9 protein-coding genes and 6 tRNA genes are annotated in these 13,431 nt (G+C 58.3%); 11 read left to right on the top strand and 4 right to left on the bottom strand.

The window, feature by feature from the left end; genetic code table 11:
- The first annotated feature begins 16 nt into the window (after positions 1-16).
- The 11 genes from recA (at position 17) to ONZ54_RS19505 (ending at position 7,066) form a co-directional block, all read left to right on the top strand.
- Complete coding sequence (gene recA, locus ONZ54_RS19555) at positions 17-1,078, top strand: recombinase RecA (RefSeq protein ID WP_021139427.1); 1,062 nt, start codon at positions 17-19, stop codon at positions 1,076-1,078.
- A 35-nt stretch (positions 1,079-1,113) separates the two neighbouring features.
- On the top strand, positions 1,114-1,623 hold the full coding sequence (locus tag ONZ54_RS19550) for a regulatory protein RecX (protein ID WP_212541052.1): 510 nt from the start codon (positions 1,114-1,116) through the stop codon (positions 1,621-1,623).
- Positions 1,624-2,022: 399 nt separating this feature from the next.
- The gene (gene alaS / locus ONZ54_RS19545) at positions 2,023-4,647 is read left to right on the top strand and encodes an alanine--tRNA ligase (protein WP_113720606.1); all 2,625 of its coding nucleotides are present in this window, start codon (positions 2,023-2,025) and stop codon (positions 4,645-4,647) included.
- Positions 4,648-4,663: 16 nt separating this feature from the next.
- Positions 4,664-5,911: an aspartate kinase gene (locus ONZ54_RS19540; protein ID WP_271786947.1), complete on the top strand. Its 1,248-nt coding sequence runs from the start codon at positions 4,664-4,666 to the stop codon at positions 5,909-5,911.
- A 93-nt stretch (positions 5,912-6,004) separates the two neighbouring features.
- Positions 6,005-6,193, top strand: coding sequence for a carbon storage regulator CsrA (gene csrA / locus ONZ54_RS19535; protein ID WP_005315760.1), 189 nt, complete (start codon positions 6,005-6,007; stop codon positions 6,191-6,193).
- A gap of 213 nt (positions 6,194-6,406) precedes the next feature.
- A tRNA-Ser gene (locus ONZ54_RS19530) sits at positions 6,407-6,499 on the top strand.
- Positions 6,500-6,502: 3 nt separating this feature from the next.
- Positions 6,503-6,579 (top strand) — tRNA-Arg (locus tag ONZ54_RS19525).
- A gap of 100 nt (positions 6,580-6,679) precedes the next feature.
- Positions 6,680-6,756, top strand: a tRNA-Arg gene (locus tag ONZ54_RS19520).
- 26 nt (positions 6,757-6,782) lie between these two features.
- Positions 6,783-6,859, top strand: a tRNA-Arg gene (locus ONZ54_RS19515).
- A gap of 27 nt (positions 6,860-6,886) precedes the next feature.
- Positions 6,887-6,963 (top strand) — tRNA-Arg (locus tag ONZ54_RS19510).
- Between the two features lie 26 nt (positions 6,964-6,989).
- Positions 6,990-7,066: transfer RNA gene (locus ONZ54_RS19505), tRNA-Arg, on the top strand.
- 326 nt (positions 7,067-7,392) lie between these two features.
- Here ONZ54_RS19505 and pbpG read toward each other — a convergent pair.
- From pbpG to ONZ54_RS19485, 4 genes are all read right to left on the bottom strand, one after another.
- On the bottom strand, positions 7,393-8,220 hold the full coding sequence (pbpG, locus tag ONZ54_RS19500) for a D-alanyl-D-alanine endopeptidase (RefSeq protein WP_058395346.1): 828 nt from the start codon (positions 8,218-8,220) through the stop codon (positions 7,393-7,395).
- A gap of 136 nt (positions 8,221-8,356) precedes the next feature.
- Positions 8,357-9,022: a DedA family protein gene (locus ONZ54_RS19495; protein WP_059168790.1), complete on the bottom strand. Its 666-nt coding sequence runs from the start codon at positions 9,020-9,022 to the stop codon at positions 8,357-8,359.
- Positions 9,023-9,040: 18 nt separating this feature from the next.
- Positions 9,041-10,333 (bottom strand): hemolysin family protein, encoded by a 1,293-nt coding sequence (locus tag ONZ54_RS19490; protein ID WP_087757130.1) that lies wholly within the window; start codon positions 10,331-10,333, stop codon positions 9,041-9,043.
- 184 nt (positions 10,334-10,517) lie between these two features.
- A complete protein-coding gene (locus ONZ54_RS19485; protein ID WP_271786946.1) occupies positions 10,518-13,370 on the bottom strand; it encodes a valine--tRNA ligase in 2,853 nt (950 codons plus the stop codon).
- Between the last annotated feature and the right edge of the window lie 61 nt (positions 13,371-13,431).

The raw sequence follows: 13,431 nt of genomic DNA, 5'->3' as shown, positions 1-13,431 counted from the left end.
TCCAGCGGAGATTGGCATGGATCAGAACAAACAGAAGGCACTGGCGGCTGCGCTGGGTCAGATTGAAAAGCAGTTCGGCAAAGGCTCCATCATGCGTCTGGGCGACAGCAAGACCATGGATATCGAAGCCATCTCTACCGGTTCCCTCTCCCTTGACGTGGCGCTGGGTATCGGCGGTCTGCCGTGCGGCCGTATCGTCGAGATCTATGGTCCGGAATCTTCTGGTAAAACCACCCTCACCCTGCAGGTGATTGCGGAAGCCCAGAAGAAAGGCAAGGTCTGTGCCTTTATCGATGCGGAGCACGCCCTCGACCCCATCTATGCAGCCAAGCTGGGCGTCAACGTCGATGACCTGCTGATCTCCCAGCCGGATACCGGTGAGCAGGCGCTGGAAATCTGCGACATGCTGGTGCGCTCCAACGCCGTTGACGTCATCATCGTCGACTCGGTGGCCGCTCTGACGCCGAAAGCAGAAATCGAAGGCGAGATGGGTGATTCCCACGTCGGCCTGCAGGCTCGTCTGATGTCCCAGGCGCTGCGCAAGCTGACCGCCAACATCAAGAACGCCAACTGCCTGTGTATCTTCATCAACCAAATCCGGATGAAGATTGGTGTCATGTTCGGCAGCCCGGAAACCACTACCGGTGGTAACGCGCTCAAGTTCTACGCCTCAGTGCGTCTGGACATCCGCCGCATCGGCGCCATCAAGGAAGGTGACGAAGTGGTCGGTAACGAGACCCGCGTCAAGGTGGTCAAGAACAAGGTTGCGCCTCCCTTCAAGCAGGCTGAATTCCAGATTTTCTATGGTGTCGGTATCTCCAAGGAAGGTGAGCTGGTGGATCTCGGCGTCAAGCACAAGCTGATCGACAAGGCCGGTGCCTGGTACAGCTACAACGGCGAGAAGATAGGTCAGGGCAAGGCCAACGTGATGAAGCTGTTCACCGAGAACAAGGTGATGGCGGCAGAGGTGGAAGCCAGACTGCGTGAGTTGCTGCTATCCGGTGATGCGCCGGCCGAGAAGCCGGTCGTGGCGGATGCCGACGAGCTCGAAGCCGAAAGCGAACAAGAGTTCGAATAACAGTGAGGCCGGGCTAACCCCCGGCCTTGTCATTTATGACTGATACACCTAACTGCGAACCCACTGAACCCTCCTTCGAAGAGCAGTTTGCTGCCGCCCGCGCTTTTGCCATGCGCAGTCTGGCTCGCCGCGAGAGCGCCGAGTCTGAACTGGCCAACCGGCTGCACCAGCAGGGCTTCAACGAAGATGTCGCCTGCGCTGTCGTCGACTACTGCCGAGGGTATAACTGGGTCAATGACGAGCGTTATGGCGCCATGGCGGTGCGATCTGGTGCTGCCAAGGGTCATGGTCCCATCAAGATCCGCTTTGAGCTGCGTCGCAAGGGGCTGGACGATGGCCAGATAGAGACCGCGTTTGATCAGCCTGAACTGGACTGGTTCGAGCTGGCTCTTGCCCTGCTTGAGCGGCGAGCCAGAGCCAGCGATCTGGGCGACTTCAAACTGCGGATGAAGTGGCTCAAGTATCTGCTAGGGCGCGGGTTTAATCAGGATCAGGCCCGTTATGCCATCGCGACCATGATGGAGAGCGAAACTCAAGACGATTGATCTGGAAGCGGCATGCCATCAACCGTGCTGATTGCGCCATTATCCCGATACAGGCCTTGTTCCTGCATTGTTCCGGGTGACCGCCTGTCAGCCCATGAGGCCACAGGTCGCGTCACATCAAGCCACCAAGCGGTGCACAGATCGAACGGCAGGCCCACGTCCGCGTATTGAGGGTGTGTTCCTTTTTTCTGTAGGCTCACCGACCCGTTTTGCCACGAATATTCCCTCGCGTGTGGCCGTATTTTCTCTGCAAAAACGGCTTGTCTGCCTCCATTGCCCGCCAACACACATTTATGCGCACTTTTTCACCCGTGACCGGCCGGCACGTTTTACTTTACCCCGCAGAAAACTTACATTAATGCGGTTAAAAGTCCGTATTCGAATCAAGCAGGATTTTCCATGTATATGTCCACGTCAGAGATACGCGCTGCGTTTCTCGAGTATTTCCGCTCCCAGGGGCACCAGGTTGTCTCTTCCAGCTCGCTGGTACCGCATAACGACCCGACCCTGTTGTTTACCAACGCAGGCATGAACCAGTTCAAGGATGTGTTCCTTGGTGCAGACAAGCGTGCCTACAATCGGGCAACCACTTCCCAGCGTTGCGTGCGTGCCGGTGGTAAACACAATGACCTGGAAAACGTCGGCTATACCGCTCGTCACCACACCTTCTTCGAAATGCTGGGCAACTTCAGCTTCGGTGACTACTTCAAGCAGGACGCCATCCGTTTTGCCTGGGAATTCCTGACCGGTACTCTCCAGCTGCCCAAAGAGCGCTTGCTGGTAACCGTGTATGAAACGGACGATGAAGCCTTCAATATCTGGGCAAATGAAGTGGGTGTGCCGGTCGAGCGCATAGTGCGCATCGGTGACAACAAGGGGGCAGCCTTTGCTTCCGATAACTTCTGGCAGATGGGTGATACAGGTCCGTGTGGCCCCTGCACCGAGATCTTCTATGACCATGGCGATCACATCTGGGGTGGCCCTCCCGGTTCACCGGAAGAAGATGGCGACCGTTTCATCGAGATCTGGAACGTGGTGTTCATGCAGTTCAACCGTCAGGCTGACGGTACCATGGAACCGCTGCCCCGTCCGTCCGTGGATACTGGCATGGGTCTGGAGCGTATCTCCGCCATCATGCAGGGCGTGCACTCCAACTACGAGATCGACATCTTCCAGGCGCTGATCAAGAAAGCGGCCGAGATCGTGGGTACTACCGATCTCAGCAATCAGTCCCTGCGCGTCATCGCCGACCACATACGCTCCTGCGCCTTCCTGATCGCTGACGGCGTCATGCCGTCCAACGAAGGTCGCGGCTATGTACTGCGCCGCATTATCCGTCGCGCCGTGCGTCACGGTCGCAAGCTGGGTGCCACCGACGTCTTCTTCTACAAGCTGGCTGCCGAACTGGCCGTGCAGATGAAAGACGTGGGCGCCGAACTGATCGCCCAGCTGCCGCTGGTCGAGCGCGTGCTGCGCATCGAGGAAGAGCAATTCGTCCGTACGTTGGATCGCGGCCTGCTGCTGCTGGAAGACGTGCTGACCAACCTGGGTGATGCCAAGGTCATACCTGGCGAGGTGGTGTTCAAGCTGTATGACACCTACGGTTTCCCGGCTGACCTGACCGCCGACGTAGTGCGCGAGCGCGAGATCGGCATCGACGAAGAGGGCTTCAATGCCGAGATGGAGAAGCAGCGTGCCCGCGCGAAAGAGGCCTCCAGCTTCGGTGTGAACTACAACGAGGTGCTCAAGCTGGACTTCGAGACCCCGTTTACCGGTTACAAGCAGCTGAGCCAGAAAACCAGCGTCGTCGGCATCTACAAGGATGGCGTCGAAGTGAATGGCCTCATCGCCGGTGAAGAAGCCGTCGTGGTACTGGCCGAGACTCCCTTCTACGCCGAGTCAGGTGGTCAGGTGGGTGATTGCGGTGTGCTCAAGGTAGATGACGGCATCTTCGCCGTGACCGATACCCAGAAAGCGGGCAAGGCCATCATTCACAAGGGTTATCTGGAGCTGGGTACCCTGGAGAAAGGCGCCCTGGTCGAAGCCGTGGTCGATGGCGAGCGTCGTCAGGCTGTGGCCCTGAACCACTCTGTGACTCACCTGCTGCACGCAGCCCTGCGCCAGGCGCTGGGGGATCACGTGACTCAGAAAGGGTCTCTGGTGGGGGCTGAGCGCATGCGCTTCGATTTCTCCCACTTCGAAGGACTGACCATGGCGACCATTCGTCGGGTCGAGGAGCTGGTCAATGCCCAGATCCGTGCCAACCACGACATCGCTACCCAGGTAATGGATCTGGAAGCGGCCAAGTCGGCCGGTGCCATGGCGCTGTTTGGTGAAAAATATGAAGACGACGTGCGCGTAGTGCGCATGGGCGACTACTCCACCGAGCTGTGCGGCGGTACTCACGCCAAGCGTACCGGTGACATCGGCTTCTTCAAGATCATCGCCGAGAGTGGCATTGCCGCCGGTGTGCGTCGCATCGAAGCCGTGACCGGCAAGGGTGCCATCGATTTCATGCACCAGATGGGTGAGCAGATCGAAGAGGCAGCGGCTCTGGTGAAGGGCGATCAGTTCTCCATCGCCGATAAAGTGCGCCAGATACTGGACAAGTCCAAGATGATGGAGCGCGAGCTGGAGCAGCTCAAGGCCAAGCTGGCCGCCCAGGCTGGTAGCGACCTGTTGAGCCAGGTGATCGAGATAAACGGTCAGAAGGTGCTGATAGCGGCGCTGGAAGGGGCCGATCCCAAGTCACTGCGTGGCATGCTGGATGAGCTGAAAAACCGGATGAAGTCCGGTGTCGTGTTGCTGGCAACCAGCAGCGATGACAAGGTCAACCTGATCGCCGGTGTGACCAGCGATTTGACCGGCAAGGTCAAGGCCGGTGAGCTGGTCAATCTGGTGGCCCAGCAGGTAGGTGGCAAGGGGGGTGGTCGTCCTGACATGGCTCAGGCGGGTGGCACTCAGCCAGAAGCTGTGCCTGCGGCACTGCAATCCGTTCACTCCTGGCTGGAAGAGCGCCTGTAAAAGGGCGAGGTGATCTGTGGCACTCTATGTACAGAAGTACGGCGGCACCTCGGTCGGCACGCTGGAGCGGATCGAGGCGGTGGCTGAGCGGGTTCAACTGACCCGCGCCCAGGGACACGACGTGGTGGTAGTGGTCTCTGCCATGTCGGGGGAAACCAACCGGTTGCTGGGTATGGCCCAGCGGCTGGATCCTGATGCCAACCGGCGCGAGATGGATGTGCTCGTCTCCACCGGTGAGCAGGTCACCATAGCGCTGCTGGCGATCGCGTTGAACAAACGCGGTTGCGCTGCGGTCTCTATGACCGGCGATCAGGTACGCATTCATACCGACTCCGCCTATGGCAAGGCACGTATCACCCACATCGACACCGAACAGGTTCAGGCTGAACTGGGGGCGGGCAAGGTGGTGGTGATCGCCGGTTTCCAGGGCCGTGATGAGCAAAATGCCATCACGACCCTGGGGCGCGGTGGGTCTGATACCACGGCAGTAGCGGTAGCCGCGGCCATCAAAGCCGATGAATGCCAGATCTTTACCGATGTGGATGGGGTCTATACCACGGATCCGCGCATCGAGCCCAAGGCGCGTCGTCTTTCCACCATCACTTTCGAGGAGATGCTGGAGATGGCGAGCCTGGGGGCCAAGGTGCTGCAGATCCGTTCGGTGGAGTTCGCGGGCAAGTACCGCGTACCACTACGGGTGCTGTCGAGCTTTGTCGATGGAGAGGGAACCTTAATCACATATGGAGGTGAGAGGATGGAAGCTCCCCTGGTATCCGGGATAGCCTTCAATCGCAACGAGGCCAGTCTGACCATTCTGGGTGTGCCGGACAGGCCCACCGTTGCGGCGCAGATCCTGAATCCGATCAGCGACGCCAACATTGATGTCGACATGATAGTGCAGAACACGCTGGGGGATGGCACAGCAGACTTCACCTTTACGGTGAATCGCGATGACTATCGCCGGGCGCGCGCCTTGCTGGAGGAGACCGCCAGTGAACTGGGGGCCGCCTGCGTGCAGGGCAACGGCGAGATAGCCAAGGTGTCCATTGTCGGTGTCGGCATGTGGAACCACCCCGGTGTCGCCCGCACCATGTTCAAGGTATTGGGCGAGGAGGGGATCAACATGCAGTTGATTTCCACCTCTGAAATCAAAATATCCGTGGTGATTGACGAGAAGTACCTGGAGCTGGCCGTGCGCGCCTTGCACGCCGCTTTCGGGCTGGATAATGAGCCTCATGAGCAGCCCTTGGGGAACAATCCCTGATTGATTTAGTTTCAACCATTTACCATATCGGTATCTTTGTAAGATAATGTCGCATATCGATATAAATACAAAACAGGATACAGGAGCAAGCGAATGCTTATTTTGACTCGTCGTGTAGGGGAAACCCTGATGATTGGTGACGAAGTGACTGTCACCGTACTGGGCGTTAAAGGCAATCAGGTTCGTATCGGTGTTAACGCACCGAAAGAGGTCTCCGTACACCGTGAAGAGATCTACATGCGGATACAGGCCGAGAAAGTGCCGGGCCAACCGAATTTCTAAGCCGCATCGATAGCTGCTTTAAGGCGACACTTGTTGTGTCGCCTTTTGTTTTTTTGCGCGTCTGAAATGGCCCTGCAAGGCACTAAACTGCGGGGTAAGTGCCGATATTGTTTGAATATTCCACGCTTTGTCCAAATGCTGAGCGAACACGCTTTTTTCTCCAAAAAAGTGTTTGACTAAAAATCCCTGTGAAGTATTATCAGCCCCGCAAACGGAGAGGTGGCCGAGAGGCTGAAGGCGCTCCCCTGCTAAGGGAGTATGCGGCTTATACCCGCATCGGGGGTTCGAATCCCCCCTTCTCCGCCATTTGCGCCCGTAGCTCAGCTGGATAGAGTACCTGGCTACGAACCAGGTGGTCGGAGGTTCGAATCCTCCCGGGCGCACCATATTAAGACTCAAGCAAGAGTCATGTGTTGACCATCAGCAAGTCGACACTTTGGAAAAGGCTTACTGATAAGTAAGCTTTTTTTATCGTTTTAAATCAGGGCGCCCGTAGCTCAGCTGGATAGAGTACCTGGCTACGAACCAGGTGGTCGGAGGTTCGAATCCTCCCGGGCGCACCATTTTGAGCAGTACCAAAAGTTTGTGAGCGCCCGTAGCTCAGCTGGATAGAGTACCTGGCTACGAACCAGGTGGTCGGAGGTTCGAATCCTCCCGGGCGCACCATTTTTAGCAGTACACAAAAGTTTGTGAGCGCCCGTAGCTCAGCTGGATAGAGTACCTGGCTACGAACCAGGTGGTCGGAGGTTCGAACCCTCCCGGGCGCACCATTTTGAGCAGTACCAAAAGTTGATGAGCGCCCGTAGCTCAGCTGGATAGAGTACCTGGCTACGAACCAGGTGGTCGGAGGTTCGAATCCTCCCGGGCGCACCATATAGACAGCCTCGACTTAGGTCGGGGCTGTTTTTTTATGTGCCGGAGCTGGCCAGGCAGCCCCTGATGCCTGGCAACATGACCAATCGTCCCCTTTCTCTCCCCTCATCTATGGGTTTCCACCCGGCCTCACCCTTGCGTTCACCTCGTCCTGCTGATCCCCTCAATACCTTGCACCATAGCGCCATTCTGCGCTCCTCTGCCAAATAGCGGGCTGAGCCAAACCGATGGGCAAGTGTGGCAGGCTCGACGTGACGAGACCCGTAGAGCTGCGGCCAATAAAAAAGGATGCCGCAGCATCCTTTTTCCCACACCTGTTCAGAGCCTCAGCTTTTCAGCCATTTGCGAATGCGGTTGGCATCGCCGATGGGAGTGCGCTTGCCCACAGAGTTGAGCAGTACTATGGCCAGCTCACGGCTGTCGGGTTTGGCGCGCATCACCAGACAGCGGCCTGCCTCATCGGTGAAGCCCGTTTTGGAGAGGCGCACACCCCAGTCAGGGTTCTTCACCAGCGGGTTGGTGTTGTTGAACATCAGGCGATAGGCGGGGGTACTGAAGCGCATATCCCGGTTTGCATCCTGAGTGAACTGGCGGATCAGCGGCTGGCGATAGGCGGCGGAGATGAGTTTGGCCAGATCCTGGGCGGTGGAGACGTTGCGCGTCGACAGGCCGGTGGAGTCGTGGAAGCGGCTGTTGCGCATACCAAGCTGCCTGGCTTTGTTGTTCATGGCGCGGATGAAGGCCTGGCGGCCGCCGGGATAGTGGCGTGCCAGGGCCGAAGCCATGCGGTTTTCGGAGGACATCAAGGTCAAATGCAGGGCATCACGGCGTGTCACCTTGGTGCCGAAACGGATGCGTGAATAGGTGTGCTTGACGTTGTCCCTGTCATTCTGATCTATGGTCAGGGTCTGGTTGAGGCTCTGTCGCCCCTCCAGTACCACCAGCGCCGTCATCAGCTTGGTCAGCGAGGCGATCGGCCGAACCCGGGTGGCGTTCTTCTGATACAGAGTCTTGCCCGTGTTGACGTCCACTACAAGGGCACTGCTCGATCGCAGTTGCAGTTTGGCCGGGTTGGGGGCAGCCAATGCTGCTGGCAAACCCAGCAGTCCAACCAATGCATATACCAGCGCCATTGCGCTAACCCGACACCGCATACTACCGACTCCGTTTACATCGAAAAAAGGCGCTAGATTCACGCATTTTTACTCTGGTTTTACAAGGGTGCCCGTGGGAATTCACCACTATTTTGGTAAAAAAAGGGCCATCTTGCGATGGCCCTTGGTATTTGACTCACTCTCGTGGGAGAACGGCTTTGCGTTTACTCAGCCAGCGCCAGAGCAGGGCGACAATGCCCCCCAGCAAGAGCACCAGCGGCAAGTAGAGAATGATGCTGAGAAACTGTGACTCATACTGGGCGGCGAGCTTGGTGTGGCTCAGGTAGTAACCCAGCCCGACCAGCGGGCAGATCCACATGATGGAGCTGATCAGATTGACGATGAGAAAGCGCCCCTGGGGGATCTCGGTCGCCCCGACGATATAGGGATAGGCAGTGCGTACGAAAGCAATATAGCGGGCGGTGATCAGGGTCAGGATGCCGTACTTGTCCAGCAGATAGAAGACCTTCTCCTTGTGCCTGTCTTCCACATGAGACAAGAGGCGATGGTACATCCTGGTGTGGCCGAGGAAGCGACCCTGCATATAGCCCAGCCAGGTACCGACGAAGGTAGCCAGGATAAGTAGCGGCACTATGCTGAGGGAGAGCACATCCTGATAGATGAGTACTCCTGTCAGGATCAGCAGGCTATCACCGGGCAAGAAGGCGGTGGGGATGAAGCCATTCTCCAGCACCAAAAAAGTCAATAACACGCCACAGACCATAAAGGCCATCTTGGGATCGGACAAGGTCACCAGATCCTGATGCATAAAGGCGTGAGCCAGTTGGTAAAACTGCTCCATTCTTGCAAACTCCGCAGGTTAGCTGGGTTGATCGAGCAAAGGCATGGCGAGCACCTTGTCGATGCGCAGACCATCCATGTCAACAATTTCCAGTTGCCACTGTTCCAGGGTGACCAGATCTCCGGTCCTGGGAACACGGCCAAGGAGCAGCATAATAAGCCCTCCTAGGGTGTGGTAGTGATGTTTTTCTTCTTCCGGTAGTCGAACCAGTCCGAGGCAGTCCTTCAACTCCGGCAGGGGAATGAGGCCGTCCAGCAGCCAGCTGCCATCGGCTCGCTGGAATGCCCAGTTATCCTCGCTGTCTTCCTGTTGAAAATCGCCAGCCAGCGTCTCCAGCAGATCCTGCTGAGTGACCAGCCCCTGCAACTCGCCATATTCGTCCACCACCAGCACCATGTGCTCGGCGTGGGTGCGAAAATGGTTGAGCAGCTCGAGTCCGTTGAGGGTCTCCGGCAACAGGCTGCCATCCTGGGTCAGGGCCGCCAGATCGATGGGCTCCCCCTTGATGTAGGCGTGCAGCACCTTGCTGACGTTGATGATGCCAACCAGATCGGAAAGGCTGCCATCACAGACAGGGAAGAAGCTGTGGCGATACTCCACCAGTCGCTGCAGATTCACCTCCAGTGGCAGCGCGAGATCCAGATAACGGATGTCGCTGCGCGGCACCATCAGGGAGGCCAGGCTGCGTTCGTCGAGACGAAACACGTTGCGCAGCATAGTGTGTTCATGATCTTCGATGACCCCGGCTTCCGAACCCTCCGCCAGCATGGCGTGGATCTCCTCTTGGGTCACGTTGGCACCACCATCCTGCTTGGCCTTGAGAATACGCAGGCTGGCGTTGGTGGAGGCCGACAGCAGCCAGACGAAGGGGCGCGTGATGGCCGCCAGCCACATCATGGGGCGGGCTACCAGACAGGCGAGGCGTTCGGCGTTGAGCTGACCGAGGCGTTTTGGCACCAGTTCACCGACAACGATTGAGAGGTAGGTGACGATGACGATCACCAGCACGGTTGCAAGCATGCTGCTGCTCTTGGCGGCCATGCCCCACTCCTGCAGCCAGAGCGCCAGCGGTTGGGCCAGCAGGGACTCGCCGTAGATGCCGTTGAGCAGGCCTATGCTGGTGATGCCTATCTGGACGGCGGAGAGGAAGTTGGTCGGATCTTCGCTCAGCCTGAGGGCAATGGCAGCAGAACGATTCCCTTCGCTCGCCATCTTGCCAAGGCGGGCCTTGCGTGCGGTAACAATGGCGATTTCCGACATGGCAAAGACGCCATTGAGCAAAATCAATCCAAACAGGATCAATATTTCCATACTGCCACAGCACTCCTGGTAGAAAAGATCGCTGGCAGTGTAATGAATTTGGGGGAAATGCGCTTGTGAAAGCAGGTGATTTGGCTCGCTAAATTTGTATGAAAGTGTGAGTAAACCAGCGGGGATGGGGACAGATAAACAAAAGCCCCCTGTAAAAGGGGGCTTTTTCAGGACAGCAATCGGCTTACAGGGCGGCGATTTCGGCCTGTTGGGTCTCGAGCGTCACCAGCTGGGCACGGTACTCTTCCAGCTTCTCGCGCTCCTTGGCGATGACGGCTTCCGGCGCCTTGGCCACGAAGGCTTCGTTGCCGAGCTTGCCTTCGATACGGGCGCACTCGCCGACCAGCTTGGCCACTTCTTTGGCCAGACGGGCCAGTTCGGCATCCTTGTCTATGAGACCTGCCATCGGGATCATCAGCTCGGTGGCACCGATCAGCTTCTTCACTGACAAGGGAGCCACTTCACCGTCCGCCAGTACGCGGATGGATTCCAGACGGGCCAGGGACTTGAGGAAGGCCTCGTTGTCACCGGCGCGCTGGGTGTCCTTGGCATCGCACTTGAGCAGCACGTTCAAGGCCACGCTCGGCGCCACGTTCATCTCGGCGCGGATGTTGCGAATGCCGACGATAAACTCCTTCACCCACTCCTGATCCGCCATCGCAGCGTCGTCTACCTTGGCGGCATCGAACTGCGGGAAGGCTTGCAGCATGATGGTGTCGGCGTGCACGCCGGTCAGCGGGGCCACCGATTTCCAGATGGTCTCGGTGATGAAGGGGATGATGGGGTGCGCAAGACGCAGCAGGGTTTCCAGCACAGTCACCAAGGTGTGACGGGTGGCACGCTGCTCGGCCTCGGAGCCTTTGCCCAGTACCGGCTTGGTCAGCTCCAGATACCAGTCGCAGAACTGGTTCCAGATAAATTCGTACAGCACACCGGCGGCGATGTCGAAGCGGTAGGTATCGAGCGCGGTGCGGAAGTCGCGGATGGCGACCTGCAGCTGGGACTGGATCCAGCGATCTGCCAGGCTGAACACCATCTCACCGCCGCCAAAGCCACAATCCTGATCTTCGGTGTTCATCAGCACGTAGCGGGAGGCGTTCCACAGCTTGTTGCAGAAGTTGTTGTAGCCATCCAGGCGCTTCATGTCCCAGTTGATGTCACGACCGGTAGAGGCGAGCGCCGCCAGGGTGAAGCGCAGGGCATCGGTGCCGTGAGCCTCAATCCCTTCCGGGAACTGCTTGGCGGTACGCTTGCCGATCTTCTCGGCCATCTGCGGCTGCATCATGTTGCCGGTGCGCTTCTCCATCAGGTCTTCCAGCGAGATGCCGTCGATCATGTCGAGCGGATCCAGCACGTTGCCCTTGGACTTGGACATCTTCTGGCCTTCTTCGTCACGGATAAGGCCAGTGATGTAGACGGTCTTGAACGGGACTTGCGGCTGGCCGTTTTCGTCCTTGATGAAGTGCATGGTCATCATGATCATCCGGGCAATCCAGAAGAAGATGATGTCGAAGCCGCTCATCAGCACGTCGGTCGGGTGGAAGGTCTTGAGCGCTTCGGTGTTGTTCGGCCAGCCCAGGGTGGAGAAGGTCCACAGGGCGGAGCTGAACCAGGTGTCGAGCACGTCTTCGTCCTGACGCAGTACTGTTACGGACGGTATGCTGTGCTTGGCACGCACTTCTGCCTCGTCACGGCCCACGTAGACGTTGCCGGCGTCGTCATACCAGGCCGGGATGCGGTGACCCCACCACAGCTGACGGGAGACACACCAGTCCTGAATGTCGCGCATCCAGGAGAAGTACATGTTCTCGTACTGCTTGGGCATGAACTGGATGCGGCCATCTTCCACCGCTTCGATGGCGGTCTTGGCCATCGGCGCCACACGCACGTACCACTGGTCGGTCAGCATCGGCTCGATGGGCACACCACCGCGATCGCCGTAAGGCTGCTGCAGCACGTGATCCTTGATTTCAGCCAACAGGCCCAGCTCATCCAGCTTGGCCACAATGGCCTTGCGGGCGGCGAAGCGCTCCATACCGGCGAACTCGGTCGGCAGGGCGGCGTCGTAGGCAGTGCTGGGGTTGCCGTTGGTGTCGACCACTTCGGCCTCGGCGCGCACGTGGGCGTCCAGGGTGAAGATGTTGATCATCGGCAGGTTGTGGCGCTTGCCCACTTCGTTATCGTTGAAGTCGTGGGCCGGGGTGATCTTCACGCAGCCGGTGCCCTTCTCCATGTCGGCGTGTTCGTCGGCGACGATGGGGATCAGACGGTTCACCAGTGGCAGCAGTATGTGCTGGCCGATCAGCGCCTTGTAGCGCGGGTCTTCCGGGTTTACTGCCACGGCGGTATCGCCCAGCATGGTCTCCGGACGGGTGGTGGCGACGATCAGGTGATCCTGACCTTCAGCTGTCTTGGCGCCGTTGGCCAGCGGATAGCGAAGGTGCCACATGTGGCCCTTGATCTCGCGGTTTTCCACTTCCAGATCGGAGATGGCGGTGTTGAGCTTGGGATCCCAGTTCACCAGACGCTTGCCGCGGTACATGAGGCCATCTTCGTAGAGACGGACAAACACTTCCTGCACAGCGCTCGAGAGACCCTCATCCATGGTGAAGCGCTCGCGCTCCCAGTCCACGGAGTCGCCCAGACGGCGCATCTGGCGGGTGATGGTGCCACCGGACTCTTCCTTCCACTGCCAGATCTTGTCGATGAAGGCATCACGGCCGTAATCGTGACGGGTCTTGCCCTCTTCGGCAGCGATCTTGCGCTCAACCACCATCTGGGTGGCGATACCGGCGTGGTCGGTGCCCGCCTGCCACAGGGTGTTCTTGCCCTGCATGCGGTTGTAGCGGATCAGGGTATCCATCAGGGTTTGCTGGAAGGCGTGACCCATGTGCAGGCTGCCGGTGACGTTCGGCGGCGGGATCATGATGCAGAAGGAGTCTTTGCTGGTGTCGCCGTGGGGCTTGAAGTAACCCTGGGCTTCCCAGTGCTGATAGAGCGCCTGTTCGATGGCATTGTGATTAAAAGTCTTTTCCATGGTCTCGCCGTAATCTGGATGGATGGAGTCTGGTGTTGATTCGTCGTGGATCGAGGGTGAC

This window comes from Aeromonas salmonicida (genome assembly GCF_028355655.1).
Lineage (GTDB): Bacteria > Pseudomonadota > Gammaproteobacteria > Enterobacterales > Aeromonadaceae > Aeromonas > Aeromonas salmonicida.
Note: the sequence above shows the minus strand (reverse complement) of the source record. Positions and strands in the feature narration are given on the sequence as shown.